Genomic DNA, 16,076 nt, shown 5'->3' with positions numbered 1-16,076 from the left:
GGGGTCTGGAGGTGCTCCAGACCCCGTCTGGTGACACCTCGGGACAGAACGGGGCGCCTCTCCACCTGCACCTGAGGCTCCGGACCGACCCGGTCCGCGCCGGTCCGTCCCGGTCCGTCCCGGTCAGGGCAGCGCGGGCGCCGGGCGCTCAGCCGGTCGAGCAGCCGCCGGCCGGGGCACCGGCGGGGGTCAGCGAGAGGTCCTTGCGCAGCTCGCGCGGCAGCGAGAACAGCAGGTCCTCGGACGCCGTGCGCACCTCCTCCGCCTCGCCGTAGCCGTGCGCGGCGAGCAGCTCGAGCACCTCGCGCACGAGGACCTCCGGCACGGAGGCCCCCGAGGTGACGCCGACGACGTCGACGCCCCGCAGCCACGCCGGGTCGACCTCGTCGGCGCTGTCGACGCGGTGGGACGCCTCGGCGCCGTGCTGCAGCGCCACCTCGACGAGGCGCACCGAGTTCGAGGAGTTCGCCGATCCCACGACGATCACCAGCTGCGCCTGCGCGGCGATCTTCTTCACCGCCACCTGCCTGTTCTGGGTGGCGTAGCAGATGTCGTCGCTCGGCGGGTCCTGCAGGGAGGGGAAGCGCTCGCGCAGGCGGCGCACCGTCTCCATGGTCTCGTCCACGCTCAGCGTGGTCTGCGAGAGCCAGACCACGCGCTGCGGGTCGCGCACCACGACGGCGTCCACGGCGTCCGGCCCGTCGACGAGCTGCACGTGCTCGGGGGCCTCCCCCGCCGTGCCCTCGACCTCCTCGTGGCCCTCGTGGCCGATGAGGAGGATGTCGAAGTCGTCGCGCGCGAACCGCACGGCCTCGCGGTGCACCTTGGTCACCAGCGGGCACGTGGCGTCGATGGTCTGCAGCGAGCGCGCCTGCGCGGCCTCGCGCACCGCCGGGGAGACCCCGTGGGCGGAGAAGACCACCCGGGCGCCCTCGGGGACGGCGTCGGTGTCGTCGACGAACACGGCCCCGCGGCGCGCGAGCGTCTCCACGACGTGCTTGTTGTGGACGATCTCCTTGCGCACGTACACCGGCGCCCCGTAGTGCTCCAGCGCCTTCTCGACCGTGACCACGGCGCGGTCCACACCCGCGCAGTAGCCGCGCGGGGCGGCCAGCAGCACGCGCTTGCCGGACGGGCTGGCGGAGGGCGGCGGGAGTGTCACTCCCCCATCGTAGGTTGGGCGCATGGCGGCGCAGGCGGGCACGACGTCCCGCACCGTGCCGTCGACGGCCGCGCAGACCAGCGCCGAGCAGCCCTGGCCGGTGCGCCTGCTCACCGCCAAGATCTCCGAGTACGTCGCGCGCATGCCGTCGGTGTGGGTCGAGGGCCAGGTGGTGCAGGCGGTGCACCGCCCCGGCACGAGCACCTGCTACCTGACGCTGCGCGATCCGGACGTCGACATGTCGCTGCCCGTCACGGCGCACGTGCGGCTGCTGGAGGCCCTGCCGGGCGGCCTGGTCGAGGGCGCCCGGGTCGTGGTGCGCGCCAGCCCGGGGTTCTGGACCAAGCGCGGGGTCCTGCAGCTGTCCGCGCTCGAGGTGCGCGCCGTGGGGGTGGGCGAGCTGCTCGCGCGCCTGCAGCACCTCAAGCGCCTGCTCGCCGCCGAGGGCCTGCTCGACGCCGAGCGCAAGCAGCCGCTGCCGTTCCTGCCCCGCGCCGTCGGGCTGGTCTGCGGGCGCGCCAGCGCCGCCGAGCGCGACGTCGTGCGCACGGCCCGCGACCGCTGGCCCGGCGTGCGCTTCGTCGTGCGCGCCGTGGCCGTGCAGGGGGTGCAGGCGGTGGCGGAGGTCAGCGCCGCCGTCGCCGAGCTGGACGCCGACGCCGAGGTCGACGTCATCGTCGTCGCCCGCGGCGGCGGCTCCCTGGAGGACCTGCTGCCCTTCAGCAACGAGGCGCTGCTGCGCGCCGTGGCCGCCTGCCGCACGCCCGTGGTCAGCGCGATCGGCCACGAGGTCGACGACCCGCTGCTCGACCTCGTCGCCGACGTGCGCGCCTCCACCCCCACCGACGCCGGGCGGCGCGTCGTGCCCGCGGTCGCCGACGAGGTCGCCGGGCTGGCCAGCGCCCGCGCCCGCCTGCGACGCGCCGCGCTGCGCCGCGTCGAGGCCGAGCAGGCGCTGCTGGACGCCGTGCGCTCGCGCCCGGCGCTGGCCGACCCCTCCCGGCTGCTCGCCGAGCAGCAGCAGGCGGTCACCGACGCCGTCGGGCGCGGCCGGCGCGCGCTGGAGGGCCAGCTGCACCGCGCGCAGGACCGCCTCGACGGCCTGGCCGGGGCGGTGCGCACGCTCTCGCCCGCCTCCACGCTGGCGCGCGGCTACGCCGTCCTGCAGACCGACGACGGCGCGGTGGTGCGCTCCCCGCAGGACGCCCCGCCCGGGGAGTGGCTGCGGGCGCGCCTGGCGGACGGCGCCCTGCTGGTCGAGGTGGTCGACACCGAGGACGCCGAGGACGGCGCCGAGGACGGCGCCGAGGACGGCGCTGGGGACGGCGCTGGGGACGGCGCCGGTGCGGAGGAGGACGGCGATGGCTGAGCCGGACGTCGCGCAGCTCGGCTACGAGCAGGCGCGCGACGAGCTGGTCGAGGTGGTGCGGCGGCTGGAGGCCGGCGGGGTGCCGCTGGAGGAGTCCCTCGCCCTGTGGGAGCGCGGCGAGGCGCTCGCGGCCCGCTGCCAGCAGTGGCTGGACGGCGCCCGCGCCCGCCTGGACGCCGCGCGCGCCGACGACGACGCAGCCGCCGGATCCGCCGCCGGGTCCGCTGGCTCCTGACGCTCAGCCGGTGACGGCGGCGGCGAGCCGGTCCAGCTCCTCGAGGGTCGCCGTCCCGGTGACCACGGTCGTCACGGCGTCCTGCTCGCGCACGAGGCTGACGCGCTCGGGGTCCCCGCCCGCGCTCAGCTGCTGCCACGTCGCGCCGGCCGCGGTGCGGGTGCCGACCTCGCGGCCCTCGCCGGTCACGCCGTCCAGCCACCGCGGCGTGACGCCGCGCGTGACGTCCACCCCGGCGTAGCGGCCGCTGGGGGTGACGTAGCCGACGTGCCACGTCGGCAGGCCCTCCGTCGTGTCGGGCGCGAACCGGGCGCCGTTGGGGTCCCACCCCTCGGGCACGTCGGGTACCCGCACCGGCAGCCCGCCGGCGACGGCCTCCTGCACGGCGGCCGCGACGTCCACGGGCCGCTCGATGCGCCCCGAGCGCTGCTGGGTGAGCGCCACGACCGCGAGGACGACGAGGAGCACGACCGCGAGCGAGCGCACCATGTCACCCGCGGTCTCGAACCCGCGCGGGCGCCTGCGGGCCGGCTGGGAGGCGGGTGAGCTCACGGGCCCATCCTCCCACCGGCCAGTAGCATCCCCCGTGCGCCGGGCGGTCCGGCGGAGCAGCCGCGCGCAGCGCGGGCCGGGCGGACCTCATCGGGGAGGCTGGCGTGGGCGGTGTCCTCGTGATCGGCGAGGCCCTGGTGGACGTCGTCGTCCCCGTGGACGGCGAGGCCGTCGAGCACCCCGGCGGCAGCCCCGCCAACGTCGCGCTCGGCCTGGCGCGCCTGGGTCGCGAGACGCACCTGCTCACGCACCTCGGCGACGACGGGCGCGGGGAGGCGGTGCGCCGGCACCTGGAGGCCTCCGGGGTGCAGCTGGTCGAGGGGTCGGTGCAGCCGGGCCGCACGTCCACGGCGGAGGCCGCGCTGGCGGCGGACGGGTCGGCGACCTACGCGTTCGACCTGACCTGGTCCCTGCCGCGCACGCCGCTGCCGCAGGCGCCGCTGGCCGTGCACACCGGGTCGATCGCGGCCGTGCTGCAGCCGGGCGCCGCCACGGTCGAGCGGATCATGGCGGGCGCCTCCGGCGACGCGACGACGAGCTACGACCCGAACCTGCGGCCGGACCTCATGGGCGAGCCCGCCGCCGTGCGCGCCCCGGTGGAGGCGCTCGTCGCCGTCAGCGACGTCGTCAAGCTCAGCGAGGAGGACGCCGCCTGGCTGGTGCCCGGCACCGCGCCGGAGGAGCTGGCGGCGGCCTGGCTGCGGCTGGGGCCGGCCGTGGTGGTGCTCACCCGCGGCGCCGACGGGATGGTGGCGCTGTGCCGCGCCGGGCGCGTGGAGGTGCCGGCCGAGCGGGTGCGGGTGGCCGACACCGTCGGCGCCGGCGACTCCGCGATGGCGGCGCTGCTCGACGGGCTGTGGGAGCACGGCCTGCTCGGCGGGCCCGCGCGCGAGGCGCTGGCGGGCATCGGCACCGGCGTGCTGCAGGACGTCGTCCGCCGCGCCGTGCGGGCCGCGGCGATCACCGTCTCGCGCCCGGGCGCCGACCCGCCCACCCGCGCCGAGCTCGGCTGAGGGCGCGCCCGAGCGCTGGTCCGGGCATCGAGTCGGACGAACGGGTGGCCGTGCACCGGCGGTGAGCCCCCGTTCGTCCGACTCGGCGCCGGGCCGGCGCCCGACCCGGCGCAGGGTCGTGCCCGGTCCGGCGGATCCGCGCCCCGGTCCCCCGCGCAGGCGCCGGATCCGCCACCCTGGACGCCATGAGCGACCCCACGTGCACGCCCGCCGAGGCCTGGGCCCGCCTGCTGGAGGGCAACGCGCGCTTCGTCAGCGACGCGGCCTCCTCGGCCGACACCAGCCGCGCCCGCCGCGCGGAGCTGTCCCTGGGCCAGCGCCCGTTCGCGCTGATCTTCGGCTGCTCGGACTCGCGCGTGCCCGCCGAGCTGGTCTTCGACCAGGGGCTGGGGGACCTGTTCGTCGTCCGCACCGCCGGGCACACCCTCGACGCCGCGGTGCTGGGGTCGGTGGAGTTCGGCGTGGGGGTGCTCGGCATCCCCCTCGTGGTGGTGCTCGGGCACGAGGCGTGCGGCGCGGTCGCGGCCACGGCGACGGCGCTGGAGCGGGGCAGCGTGCCCGGCGGCTACGTGCGCGACGTCGTCGAGCGCATCACCCCGAGCCTGCTCGCCGCCCGCCGCGACGGCGCCAGCACGATCGACGCCTACGAGGCCGAGCACGTGCGCTCCACCGCCGCGCTGCTCGCCGACCGCTCGGCCGTGGTCGCCGCCGCGGTCGCCGGGGGCCGGTGCGCCGTCATCGGCGTGACCTACCCCCTCGTCGACGGGCGGGCGCACCTGGTGGACGCGGTCGGCGACGTCGGCGCCGAGCCGGCGCCGGGCGCCACCCAGGACGCCGGCCGGGACGCCGCCCAGGACGCCGCCCAGGCCGCCGCGCCCGCCTGAGCGGCGCCCGTGGCGGTCTGGGAGGAGCTCGCGCGGGCCGACGGCGTGCTCGGCGAGGTGGTCCTGCGCCGGCGCGACAGCCCGGACGGCCCGCTCGTCGAGCTCGTCGTCGGCGGCGTGCTCGTGATGGACGACCGCGACACCACGACCGAGCGCGCCCTCGCCACGGCGGCGCTGGCCGAGCTGGACGGTGACGACCTGCACGTCGTCGTGGGCGGCCTCGGGCTCGGCTTCACCGCCGCGGGCGTCCTGGCGGACCCTCGGGTGCGCCGGCTGCTCGTCGTCGAGGTCGAGCCCGCGGTCCTCGCCTGGGTGGCGGCGGGCCTGGTGCCCGCGACCGCCGGGCTGCTCGACGACCCGCGCGCGCGAGCGCGCGTCGGGGACGTCGCCGCCGTCCTGCGCGACCTGCCGCCCGGGCGCGCCGACGCGGTGCTGCTCGACGTCGACAACGGCCCCGGCTTCCTCGTCTCCCCCGCCAACGCGCCCCTGTACGAGGTCGCCGGCCTGCGGGAGGCCGCGGCGGCGCTGCGCCCGGGCGGGGTGCTCGCGGTGTGGTCGGCGGACGCCGCCGAGGACGCCGAGCGGCTGACGGCGCGCCTGCAGGAGGCCGTGGGCCCGGCGCGCGCCCGGCGCTGCGTCGTCGTCCGCGAGGGCCGGGAGCTGGAGTACCGGGTGCACCTGGCCCGCCGGAGGGTCTGACGGCGGTCGGGGCCGCCTGCCACCATGGCCCCATGGCTCAGCAGGTCGACGGCGACTACCGGATCGAGCACGACACCATGGGCGAGGTGCGCGTGCCCGCGGCCGCCCTGTGGCGGGCGCAGACCCAGCGGGCGGTGGAGAACTTCCCCATCAGCGGCACGCCGCTGGAGCGCAGCCACATCGAGGCCCTCGCGCGCATCAAGAAGGCCGCGGCCCGCGCCAACGCCGAGCTCGGCGTGCTGCCCGCCGACGTCGCCGAGGCGGTCGCGGCCGCCGCCGAGGAGGTCGCCCGCGGCGAGCACGACGCGCACTTCCCCGTCGACGTCTTCCAGACCGGGTCCGGCACGTCGTCCAACATGAACGCCAACGAGGTGATCGCGACGCTGGCGACCCGCGCCCTGGGCCGCGACGTGCACCCGAACGACCACGTCAACGCCTCGCAGTCGTCCAACGACGTCTTCCCCACCTCGGTGCACGTGGCCGCCACCAGCGCCGTCGTGAACGACCTCGTGCCGGCGCTGGAGCACCTCGCGGCCGCCCTGGAGCGCAAGGCGCAGCAGTTCGCGACGGTCGTCAAGAGCGGGCGCACGCACCTGATGGACGCCACGCCCGTCACCCTCGGCCAGGAGTTCGGCGGGTACGCCGCGGCGGTGCGCTACGGCGTCGAGCGCCTGCGGGCGGCGCTGCCGCGCGCCGCGGAGGTCCCCCTGGGCGGCACGGCGGTGGGCACGGGCATCAACACCCCCGCCGGCTTCCCGCAGCGGGTGATCGCGCTGCTCGCGGAGGACACCGGGCTGCCCCTGACCGAGGCGCGCGACCACTTCGAGGCGCAGTCCTCCCGCGACGGGCTGGTGGAGCTGTCCGGGCAGCTGCGCACCGTCGCCGTGAGCCTGACGAAGGTCAACAACGACCTGCGGTGGATGGGCTCGGGCCCGAACACCGGCCTGGGCGAGCTGCGCATCCCCGACCTGCAGCCGGGCTCCTCGATCATGCCCGGCAAGGTCAACCCGGTGGTCAACGAGGCGGTGCTCATGGTCGCCGCCCAGGTGGTCGGCAACGACGCCACCGTCGCCTGGGCCGGCGCGTCGGGGAACTTCGAGCTCAACGTGGCGATCCCGGTGATCGCCCGCAACGTGCTGGAGTCGGTGCGGCTGCTCGCCAACGGCTGCCGCGTGCTCGCCGACAAGGTCGTGGACGGCCTGGAGGCGGACGTCGAGCGCGCCCGCCGCTACGCCGAGGCCTCGCCGTCCATCGTGACGCCGCTGAACCGGGTGATCGGCTACGAGGCGGCCGCGAAGGTCGCCAAGCACGCCGTCGCGCACGGGCTGACGGTGCGCGAGGCGGTGGTCGCCCTCGGCTTCGTCGAGCGCGGGGAGGTCACCGAGGAGCAGCTGGACGCCGCCCTCGACGTCCTCGCGATGACCCGCCCGCCGCGGGCCTGACCCCGCGGGGTCAGGCCCGCGGGGTCAGGGGGTGAGGACGGGCGCGGCGGCGCGGTCGGCGGCGCGCAGGTGCTCGAGCACCCGCCCGGCGGGCATCGGGCGCGCCAGCAGGAACCCCTGCGCGGCGTCGCAGCGCAGGCCGCGCAGCACCTCCAGCTGCTCGGGGGTCTCCACGCCCTCGGCGACGACGGTCAGGCCGATGGCGTGCGAGAGGTCGACGATGGCGCGCACGACGGCCTCCGCCTCCGCGTCGACGTCGACGCCCTCGAGGAAGGAGCGGTCGACCTTCAGGACGTCCACCGGCAGCCGGCGCAGGTAGTTCAGCGAGGAGTAGCCGGTGCCGAAGTCGTCGACCACCAGGCGCAGGCCCTGCGTGCGCAGGGAGCGGGCGGCGTCCACGGAGGCCGCGTCGAGGAAGGCGCTCTCGGTCAGCTCCAGGCGCAGCCGCTGCGGCGCGGTGCCGGCCCCGGCCAGCAGCCCCCGCACCTGCTCGGCGAAGCCCTCGGCGTGCAGCTGCTGGGCGTCGACGTTGACCGACACCCACGGCCGCTTCTGCCCCGGCCCGATCCCGGCGGCGTCCCAGCGCGCGTCCCAGTCGGCGAGGTCGCGGCAGACCCGCTCGAGGACGGCGTGGCCCAGGCGCGCGACGAGGCCGGCCTCCACCGCCACGTCGAGGAAGGCGCCGGGGGCCAGGACGCCGCGCTCGGGGTGCTCCCAGCGCACGAGGGCCTCCAGGCCCAGGACGCGTCCGGTGCGCGTGGAGACGACCGGCTGGTACCACGGCACCAGCTGGCCCTGCTCCAGCGCGACCCGCAGCTCCTGCTCGACGAGCAGGCGGTCGTCGGCGCGCCGGCGCAGCGCGTCGTCGAAGAGCTCGTAGCGCGCCCGCCCGCGCGCCTTGGCCCAGTAGGCGGCCGTGTCGGCGTCCCGCAGCAGGCTGCGCGCGTCGCGCCCGCCGGAGGAGACGGCGATGCCGATGCTCGCGGAGGCCGTCACCGTGCGGCCCTCGGTGCGCACGCCCGCGGCGAGGGCCTCCTGCACGCGCCGGGCGAGGGCGGTGGCGTCGTCCTCGGCGCAGCGCGGCTCGGCGACCACCACGAACTCGTCGCCGCCGAAGCGGGCGACCGTGTCGCCGTCGCGCACGGTGGCCCGCAGCCGCTCGGCGACCTCGCGCAGCAGCGCGTCGCCCGCGTCGTGGCCGAGGCTGTCGTTGACGACCTTGAAGTGGTCGAGGTCGAGCAGCAGCACGGCCATGGGCTCGCCGCTGCGCCGGGAGCGCCCGAGCGCCCGCTCCAGGGCCTCCAGCAGGTGCGCGCGGTTCGGCAGCCCGGTCAGCGGGTCGTGGTAGGCCAGGTGCACGAGCTCCTGCTCGGCCTCCTTGCGCGCCGTCGCGTCGACCAGCTGCACGATCACCGTCTGCGGGGCGCCGTCCTCGTCGCGGTGCACCGCCAGGCTGGCGATGGTCCACAGCACCGTGCCGTCGCCGCGCCGGTAGCGCAGCTCCACGGGCTCCAGCAGGGGCGCGGGAGCGTCCTGCGCCCCCAGGAGCGCGTCCAGGCGCTCGTGGACGGCGGCCCGGTCCTGCTCGTCGACGAGCTCGACCAGAGGGGAGGCCACCAGCTCCTGCGCCGTCCGGCCGAGCAGCCGGCACAGCGCCTCGTTGACGGCCACGGGCCGCCCGGACGCCGGGTCGACGAGGGCCATCCCGACCGGGGAGCCGTCGAAGGCGCTGCGGAAGCGCGCGTCGCGCTCGCGCAGCAGGCGCGCGAGGTCACCGGCCATGTCGGTGACGACGAGCCGGTAGGTGTTCAGCGCGGTGGCCAGCTCGCGGGCCTCCGCGCCGTCGCCGACCTCCACGGGCCGCGGGAGCAGGTCGTCGGTGACGACCCGGCCCTCGCGCACGGCGGCCAGCACGCGCGGCAGGTGCTCCTCCGCCGCCAGGCGCGCGGACCCGGTCAGGCGCTCGAGGGCGCGGGTGAGCCGGCCGGCGAGCAGCGTCACGGCGAGCACGGGCAGCACGGTGCTCAGCAGCCCGACGCCGACGCCGAGGAGCCGGGCCGCGGCGGCCTCCGCGCGCGCCTCGGCCAGGGAGTACCGCACGACCACGACCCCGATGCGCTCCTGCCCGAGCACCAGGGGCAGCGCGGTGTCCATGGAGTCCCCGTGCTCGGTGACGAGCGGTCCCGCGGCGAGCGCCTGCAGGTCGACGCCGGCGGCGCGCGAGTAGCGCCGCGCCTCGTCCGCAGTGCCGTCGGCGAGGACGACGCCGTCGTCGTCCACCACGAACGCGTCGACCACGCCCGCGTGGCGCCGGACGTCCACGAGCACGTCGTGCAGCCCGGAGACGTCCCCCGCCGCCACGAGGTTCGTCATCCCCGAGCCGAGCAGGTCCAGGACGCTGCGGGCGCTCTCCTGGGCGTGCCGCTCGGCGGTCCCCAGCTGGCGCTGCACCGCCAGCTGGGCGGTCAGCACCCCGGAGGGGACGACGACGAGGGCGACGACGAGCGCGAAGCGGGCCCGCAGGCCCAGGGACCCGGTGCGCGGGCGCGGCGGCGCCTCAGCCGAGCGCATCAGCGAGGACCCGACGCAGCTCGAGCACGGGGGCGAGGTCCTCGGCGGCGAGGTCGTCGAAGCGGGCGGTGCCGTCGAAGTCCGCGAGCGCCTCGGCGCCCTCCTCGCTCTCGTGCAGGGTCGTCAGGACCCCGCGGACCGCCGCCGCGAGCGCGGGGTCGAGGCCGGTGCGGGCGACGACCCCGTGGCGCGGGACGTCGGGCGTGGTCGCGACCACCACCAGCTCGTCGGCGCGGGAGCCCGCGTCCTCCGCCAGGTCCTCCTCGCTGAGCGCGCCGGCGGCGACGCGGCCGTCCAGGACGAGGAAGACGGTGTTCTCGTCATCGCCGGAGTAGACGTACCCGACCTCACCGGCCGGCACCACCGCCCCCGGCTCGGACGCCGGCGCCAGCGGCAGGCCCTGCTGCACCAGCACGGCCGCCGGCAGGAGCCAGCCGTCGGTGGAGGTCTCCTCCTCGAACGCCACGGTGCGCCCGGCGAGCTGGGCCGGGGAGGTGATGCCGCTGTCGCGGCGCGCCACGACCACGCTGCGGTAGGTCGGCGCCCCGTCCTTCCAGCGGCGCAGCAGCGGCGTCGCGGCGCCCTCGGCGACCACCGTCGTCACGCCGTGCATGGAGTCCACGTACAGGTCCACCCGGCCGGTGCGCAGCAGCTCCGCCATCTCCTGCGTGGTCGCCGCGACCTCGACCCGGCCTGCGGTGATCCCGGACGGCGCGAGGGCGGCGGCGAGGTGGTCGGCGAAGGGCTGGAAGACCGCCGCCTCCTCCGCCGGGTCGTCGCTGACGGAGCCCAGCACGAGCGTGGTGCGGGGGCCGTCGTGCGCCGGGGCCGCCGGCGCCGCGGCGCTCGCCGCAGGACCGCTGCCCGCGGCGGGAGCGCCCTGGGCGGGGGTGGCGGCCCCGCCGCCGTGCGCGCAGCCGGCCAGCGCGACGGCGGAGGCCAGCAGGACGCCGGCGAGGACGGTCGGTCGGGCGGTCACGGAGCACGCATCGGCCCGCCGGCGGGGGCGCTGGACGGCGCGGGACCGGGCGCCCCCCGTCCGGCGCAGCGCCCGGACGGGTCAGCGCGTCGCCCCGCGATCCGCTCCGCGGGTCGCTCCGCGGGTCACTCGGCGGCGGTGTAGAACGCGACCCAGTCCACCTGCACGTGCGCGGAGGCCGACGGGGACGGCGCCCCGCCGTCGGTCTCGGTCTGCAGCACCCAGTGCATCGGCGCGGACGGCGCCTGCGCCGAGGTGCCCACGACCTCGTCGTCGAGCAGGTAGCGCACCTGCTCGGCGGTCCACTCGATGCTGGCCGTGTGCCACTCGTCGTACGTCTCGCGGGAGTCGACGGCGAAGCAGACCTCCTGCGGCGCCCCCACGCACCGGTCGGCGGCGCCGAAGGTGCCGTCCAGGGCCCCGAGCGGGAAGGCGACCTCCCCCTCGGCGTAGTCGTCGGAGTCCGGCCACAGCACCCAGGACGTGCGGTAGCCCTCGACCGGGTCGGCGCGGAAGCGCACCGAGTACTTGCCGTGCACCTGGCCGCGCACCTGGCCGTCGTCGGAGCCGCCGACGAGCGGCGCGGGGGCGGCGACGAGCGCCTGCCCGTCCTCGGTGCGCAGGTGCAGGTCCATCACCCCGTCGCCGACGGAGACGACGCGGGACTCCGCGTACAGGCCCGCCTCGGAGGTGTCCAGGGCGCCCTCGTAGCCGGTCCAGCGCTCCCCGTAGGCGTCGGGGAAGGAGCCGAGCGCGGCGTCCTGGGAGAAGTCCTCGACGAACACCTGCTCCCAGCCCGGCAGGTCGCCCACCGGGGCCTCCTCGCGCGAGGCGGGGTCCGCCTCCGGCGCCGGGCTCGGGGCGGGCTCGGGCGCGCTGGGGGCCGGCGGCTGCGGGGCGGCCTCGGCCTCCGGCGCGGGATCCTCGGGCACCGGGGCCGGCGCCGCGGCGACCTCCGGGGCGCTGACGACCGCCGGGCCGCTCGCCTCCTGCGCGCCGGCGTCCGCCGGTGCCGACACGCTCGCGCCGCTGGCCGTGCCGTCGACGGCGCCGTCGACGGCGCCGTCGACCGCGGACGACGGCGCGGCGGGCTGGGTGAGCACGGCGGCGGCCACCGCGACCGCCAGGACGGCGCTCGCGGCGGCGCCGGGCACCAGCACCGAGGAGCCCGCGCGGCGGGCGTGGCCCCCGCGGCTGGGAACGGCGCGCGCCGAGGCCGGTCGTGCCCCGGCACCACGCGCGCCGCGGCGGCGCTCGCTGCGCCGCAGCGCGGCGCGGCCCGGCGCCGGGGAGCCGGCCGCTGCGGGCGCCTCCTCCGCCGCGGGCCCCGGCGGCTCGGGGAACGGCTGCCGCGGCGGGGCCGGGGGCTCCGGGAGGGAGTGCGCCAGCGTCGCGGAGGCCGCCCAGGCCGCGCGGGCGCGCTGCGCCGCCGTGCGCTGCTCGGCCGCGGCCTGCCGCTCGACCTCCGCCCGCCGCTCGGCCGCGGTGCGCTCCGCCGCCGCCTGCTGCTCGGCCGCGGCGCGCTCGGTCGCCGCCTGCTGCTCGAGCGCCGCGCGCTGCGCCTCCGCCCTCCGCGCCTCGGCACGGGTGCGCGGGACGGGCGGGACGGGCGGCACCGGGACGGGAAGGGCCCCCGGGGACGGGAGGATCCCCAGGGACGGGACCTGCCACCCCGGGGGCGGCGTCACGGCCGGCAGCTCCACCGTCCAGGGGCGCGGCTCCTCGGGCCTGCGCCGCTCCTCGGGCCTGCGCCGCTCCTCCGACCTGCGCCGCCCGTCCCGGTCGCGCCCGTCGTCGCGGATCGGGCCGGCCAGCTCGCCCGCCGACCACAGGGCCGTCTCCTGCTCCCAGAACGCCGCAGCCGGCGGGGGCGCGACCTCGGCCCGGGCGCGCGGCCGTGCCGGCTCCGGTGCGGCGTCGCGCTCCTCCGGCTCGGCGCCGCCCAGGACGCCGGCGCTCTCGGGACGCTCCGCCGCCCTGCGGCCGCGCCGGGGCCTCAGCAGCGGGGACGCGCTCGCGTCGTCGACGCCGGCATCGGCTCGGTAGCGGGCGACCACAGGCACTGCTCCTCGTCCAGCGGGGCGTCGTCCGGGCGATCGTCGCACGCGCCCGCTCCTCGCGAGGGCGAATGGACGAACCGGCCGTAACTGTCCGTAACTGGAGGAAAGGGGACGAGCCGGCCCCCGCCGGGGCCCGGAACCGGCCTCCTGGACCGGCGTCCGGGCCCCGGCTCAGCGCCGTCCGGGACCCGGTCCAGCGCCGTCCGAGAGCCGGCTCGGCACCGGTCGACGGCTCAGTACCAGTCGACGCGCTCGCTGTGCGCCCACGCGCCGCACGGGGTGCCGTACGCGTCGGCGATGTACCCCAGGCCCCACGTGATCTGCGTGATCGGGTTGGTCTCCCAGTCCGCGCCGGCGCTGGCCATCTTGCGCCCGGGCAGGGACTGCGGGATCCCGTAGGCGCTGGAGGTGGGGTTGTCGGCGGTGTGCTCCCAACCGCTCTCCTTGGTCCACAGCGCGTCGAGGCAGGAGAACTGCTGCCTGCCCCACCCGCGCTCGGCGGCCAGGGCGCGAGCCACGGACCTCGGGTCCGCCACGGCGGCGGCCACGCGCGCCCGGTGCTCGGCCTCGCGAGCGGCCACCTCGGCCTGACGGGCGGCCTCCTCGGCCTGGCGCGCCGCCTCGGCCTCCGCGGCCCGGCGCTGCTCCTCGGCCAGGCGGCGCTCCTCGGCCAGGCGGTCCGGGTCGTCGACCGGCAGCTGCGGCGCGGGCGCCGTGCGCTCCTGCGAGCGGCTGACCGCCGCGGCGGTCAGCCGCTCGGAGCGCGCACCGGGGTCCTCCGGCTGCGCCCGCTCTCGCGGCGCCAGCTCCTCGGACGGCTGCCGGGGCGGCGCCTGGACGGTGAAGGGGCTGGGCTGGGGCGGGCTGGTGCCGGCGGTGACGCCGGCACCGGTGACCGTGAGGGCGACCGCGCCGGTGGCGACGAGGACGACGGGACGGCGGACGGCGCGCGGCAGCGCGCGCCACGAAGGGCGAGAGGTCAACGAGAGCCTTCCGGACAGCGCACCCCGCACCGCGGCGCGCACCACCACCGGGCGCGGTCCGCGAGGTGGGGAAGACCCTCAGGGTCGGCGCGAGGACCTGGCAGCGGACACCGCGATCCCCTCGAGGGAGCGGGGCGCGCTGCTGCACCCGGTGCTGTCGGGCGCAGACCCTCGCACTTCAAACCTCCCCGTGTCCAGTTCGTCCTGTTCTGTCAGGTTCCTGTCACGGGCGGTGGCGAGCACCAGCCCTCCAGCCCCTCCAGCACCTCCGTCACCAGCGCCGCGACGGGCGCGCCTCGTCGACGACGACGAACGCGTCGTGCAGGTGCCCGTCCAGCCGGTGTCGGCGTCGCCGAGGCGGAGGCGGTCGGGCAAGGCGGCGTGGCCCACGCGGACGTCGCTAGCAGCAGGGGTCCGACGGGCGGGGTCCGGCGCCCGGGATCCACCCGGGCGGAGCGCACCCGACCGGAGCAGCCGCCGGTCCAGCCGCCGGCTCAACCGCCGAAGCGGCGCTCGCGCTCGGCGTAGGCGCGCAGCGCGCGCAAGAAGTCCACCCGCCGGAAGTCGGGCCAGAACGCCTCGCAGAAGTAGAACTCGCTGTGCACGCTCTGCCACAGCAGGAACCCGGACAGGCGCTGCTCCCCGGAGGTGCGGATGACCAGGTCCGGGTCCGGCTGGCCCGCCGTGTACAGGTGGTCGGCGATGTGCTCGACGTCGAGCGCCTCGGCCAGCTCCTCGATCGTCGTCCCGCGGGAGGCGTGCTCGGCGAGCAGCTTGCGGACGGCGTCGGCGATCTCGCGCCGTCCCCCGTAGCCGACGGCGACGTTGACGTGCAGGCCCGGCGTGCCGGCCGTGGCGCGCTGGGCGGCCTGCAGGCACTCGCGGGTGGAGGCGGGCAGCAGGTCCAGCGCGCCCACCGCCCGCACCCGCCAGCGCCCGGCCTGCGCCAGGCGGGTGACGGTGTCCTCGATGATCCCGATCAGGGGCAGCAGCTCGTCGGCGGGGCGGGAGAGGTTGTCGGTGGAGAGCATCCACAGGGTGACCAGCTCGACGCCGGCCTCCTCGCACCAGTCGAGCAGCTCCAGCACCTTGTCCGCGCCGGCGCGGTGGCCGTGGCTGGTGTCCGCGCCGGAGGCGCGGGCCCAGCGCCGGTTGCCGTCGAGGATGACCCCGACGTGGCGGGGCGCCGCGGCACCGGCGAGCCAGGTCTCCAGGCGGTGCACGTACAGGCGGTACAGCAGCGAGCGGGCGCCCAGGACCACGCCGCCACGGTACTCGGCGCCGGCGCGAGGTCGGCGCGGCGGACGGCGCAGGAAACCTACGGCAGCGTAGGTTAAGGTGCGGCCATGACGGGCGAGCCCTCCGAGCACCGCGCGGAGGAGCTCGGCGACGTGGCCGGCACCGTCCTCGCCACCGTCAAGCCGCGCCTGCGGGGCTGGGTGCACGCGGGCGCCGCCCCGCTCGCCGTCGCCGCCGGGACCGCGCTCGTCGCCCTCGCCCCGACCGCAACCGCCCGCAGCGCCACGGCGGTCTTCGCGGTCACCGCGGTGCTGCTGTTCGGCACCAGCGCCGTCTACCACCGCGGGACGTGGTCCCCGCGCACCGGGCTGCTGCTCAAGCGGCTGGACCACTCGAACATCTTCCTCATCATCGCCGGCACCTACACGCCCTTCGCGGTGCTGCTGCTGCCGCGCTCGAGCGCGTCGACGCTGCTGGCGGTGGTGTGGTCCGGCGCGGTCGCCGGCGTGCTGTTCCGCGTGCTGTGGACGGGCGCGCCGCGGTGGCTGTACGTGCCCGTGTACGTGGCGATGGGGTGGATCGCCGTGGCGTACCTGCCCGCCTTCTGGCGCACCGGCGGTCCGGCCGTGGCCCTCCTCGTGGTCGCGGGCGGCCTCCTCTACAGCGCCGGCGCCCTCGTCTACGGGTTCAGGCGCCCGGACCCCAGCCCCCGCTGGTTCGGCTTCCACGAGGTCTTCCACGTCCTCACGGTGGTCGCCTTCGCCGCCCACGCCACGGGCGTCGGGCTCGCCCTCGCCGCCGCCTGAGCCGCCGCCCGAGCCGCCGCCCGAGCCGCCGCGCCCGTACGGGACGCGACCGCGCAGATGGGTGCTTCGCCCCATGCGACGC

General features: G+C 77.7%; 14 protein-coding genes. 7 read left to right on the top strand and 7 right to left on the bottom strand.

The window, feature by feature from the left end; translation table 11 throughout:
• Positions 1 to 148: 148 nt before the first annotated feature.
• A complete protein-coding gene (locus BLS82_RS12050; RefSeq protein WP_092866954.1) occupies positions 149 to 1,186 on the bottom strand; it encodes a 4-hydroxy-3-methylbut-2-enyl diphosphate reductase in 1,038 nt (345 codons plus the stop codon).
• Between BLS82_RS12050 and xseA the strand changes: the two genes are divergently transcribed.
• A complete protein-coding gene (gene xseA / locus BLS82_RS12045; RefSeq protein WP_092866164.1) occupies positions 1,185 to 2,531 on the top strand; it encodes an exodeoxyribonuclease VII large subunit in 1,347 nt (448 codons plus the stop codon). The genes BLS82_RS12050 and xseA overlap by 2 nt on opposite strands.
• A complete protein-coding gene (locus BLS82_RS12040) occupies positions 2,524 to 2,766 on the top strand; it encodes an exodeoxyribonuclease VII small subunit (protein WP_092866161.1) in 243 nt (80 codons plus the stop codon). The genes xseA and BLS82_RS12040 overlap by 8 nt, the downstream gene beginning before the upstream one ends.
• Before the next feature lie 3 nt (positions 2,767 to 2,769).
• On the opposite strand, the gene BLS82_RS12035 is transcribed toward BLS82_RS12040, so the two are convergent.
• Positions 2,770 to 3,318 carry a DUF4245 family protein gene (locus BLS82_RS12035; RefSeq protein WP_092866158.1) on the bottom strand — a complete coding sequence of 183 codons (549 nt, stop codon included), beginning with the start codon at positions 3,316 to 3,318 and terminating at the stop codon, positions 2,770 to 2,772.
• 104 nt (positions 3,319 to 3,422) lie between these two features.
• On the opposite strand from BLS82_RS12035, the gene BLS82_RS12030 reads away from it, so the two are divergent.
• The 4 genes from BLS82_RS12030 (at position 3,423) to BLS82_RS12015 (ending at position 7,356) form a co-directional block, all read left to right on the top strand.
• A complete protein-coding gene (locus BLS82_RS12030) occupies positions 3,423 to 4,331 on the top strand; it encodes a carbohydrate kinase family protein (protein WP_092866155.1) in 909 nt (302 codons plus the stop codon).
• A 185-nt stretch (positions 4,332 to 4,516) separates the two neighbouring features.
• On the top strand, positions 4,517 to 5,215 hold the full coding sequence (locus BLS82_RS12025) for a carbonic anhydrase (protein ID WP_092866152.1): 699 nt from the start codon (positions 4,517 to 4,519) through the stop codon (positions 5,213 to 5,215).
• Between the two features lie 9 nt (positions 5,216 to 5,224).
• On the top strand, positions 5,225 to 5,914 hold the full coding sequence (locus BLS82_RS12020; RefSeq protein WP_092866149.1) for a spermidine synthase: 690 nt from the start codon (positions 5,225 to 5,227) through the stop codon (positions 5,912 to 5,914).
• 32 nt (positions 5,915 to 5,946) lie between these two features.
• Positions 5,947 to 7,356, top strand: a complete 1,410-nt coding sequence (locus BLS82_RS12015; protein ID WP_092866146.1) for a class II fumarate hydratase — start codon at positions 5,947 to 5,949, stop codon at positions 7,354 to 7,356.
• A gap of 24 nt (positions 7,357 to 7,380) precedes the next feature.
• Here BLS82_RS12015 and BLS82_RS12010 read toward each other — a convergent pair whose 3' ends face one another.
• From BLS82_RS12010 to BLS82_RS11990, 5 genes are all read right to left on the bottom strand, one after another.
• Positions 7,381 to 9,927 (bottom strand): putative bifunctional diguanylate cyclase/phosphodiesterase, encoded by a 2,547-nt coding sequence (locus tag BLS82_RS12010; protein WP_092866144.1) that lies wholly within the window; start codon positions 9,925 to 9,927, stop codon positions 7,381 to 7,383.
• Positions 9,914 to 10,906, bottom strand: a complete 993-nt coding sequence (locus tag BLS82_RS12005) for a phosphate/phosphite/phosphonate ABC transporter substrate-binding protein (protein ID WP_143028843.1) — start codon at positions 10,904 to 10,906, stop codon at positions 9,914 to 9,916. The genes BLS82_RS12010 and BLS82_RS12005 overlap by 14 nt, the downstream gene beginning before the upstream one ends.
• 125 nt (positions 10,907 to 11,031) lie before the next feature.
• Positions 11,032 to 12,963, bottom strand: a complete 1,932-nt coding sequence (locus tag BLS82_RS12000) for a glycoside hydrolase family 16 protein (protein WP_092866138.1) — start codon at positions 12,961 to 12,963, stop codon at positions 11,032 to 11,034.
• A 236-nt stretch (positions 12,964 to 13,199) separates the two neighbouring features.
• Positions 13,200 to 13,949: an aggregation-promoting factor C-terminal-like domain-containing protein gene (locus BLS82_RS15780; RefSeq protein WP_176819076.1), complete on the bottom strand. Its 750-nt coding sequence runs from the start codon at positions 13,947 to 13,949 to the stop codon at positions 13,200 to 13,202.
• Positions 13,950 to 14,443: 494 nt separating this feature from the next.
• The gene (locus BLS82_RS11990; RefSeq protein WP_092866952.1) at positions 14,444 to 15,205 is read right to left on the bottom strand and encodes an isoprenyl transferase; all 762 of its coding nucleotides are present in this window, start codon (positions 15,203 to 15,205) and stop codon (positions 14,444 to 14,446) included.
• 90 nt (positions 15,206 to 15,295) lie between these two features.
• Between BLS82_RS11990 and BLS82_RS11985 the strand changes: the two genes are divergently transcribed.
• The gene (locus tag BLS82_RS11985) at positions 15,296 to 15,994 is read left to right on the top strand and encodes a PAQR family membrane homeostasis protein TrhA (RefSeq protein WP_092866135.1); all 699 of its coding nucleotides are present in this window, start codon (positions 15,296 to 15,298) and stop codon (positions 15,992 to 15,994) included.
• Positions 15,995 to 16,076 lie beyond the last annotated feature (82 nt).

It is taken from the genome of Quadrisphaera sp. DSM 44207 (genome assembly GCF_900101335.1).
Classification (GTDB): domain Bacteria; phylum Actinomycetota; class Actinomycetes; order Actinomycetales; family Quadrisphaeraceae; genus DSM-44207.
The sequence above is the reverse complement of the archived record's forward strand: the minus strand, read 5'-3'. Positions and strand labels throughout refer to the sequence as shown.

Coding starts and splice junctions, on each gene's coding strand:
- BLS82_RS12040 (WP_092866161.1), top strand. CDS start 2,524: ATGGCTGAGCCGGACGTCGCGCAGCTCGGCTACGAGCAGGCGCGCGAC.
- BLS82_RS12010 (WP_092866144.1), bottom strand. CDS start 9,927: ATGCGCTCGGCTGAGGCGCCGCCGCGCCCGCGCACCGGGTCCCTGGGC.
- BLS82_RS11985 (WP_092866135.1), top strand. CDS start 15,296: ATGACGGGCGAGCCCTCCGAGCACCGCGCGGAGGAGCTCGGCGACGTG.
- xseA (WP_092866164.1), top strand. CDS start 1,185: ATGGCGGCGCAGGCGGGCACGACGTCCCGCACCGTGCCGTCGACGGCC.
- BLS82_RS12025 (WP_092866152.1), top strand. CDS start 4,517: ATGAGCGACCCCACGTGCACGCCCGCCGAGGCCTGGGCCCGCCTGCTG.
- BLS82_RS12050 (WP_092866954.1), bottom strand. CDS start 1,186: ATGCGCCCAACCTACGATGGGGGAGTGACACTCCCGCCGCCCTCCGCC.
- BLS82_RS12015 (WP_092866146.1), top strand. CDS start 5,947: ATGGCTCAGCAGGTCGACGGCGACTACCGGATCGAGCACGACACCATG.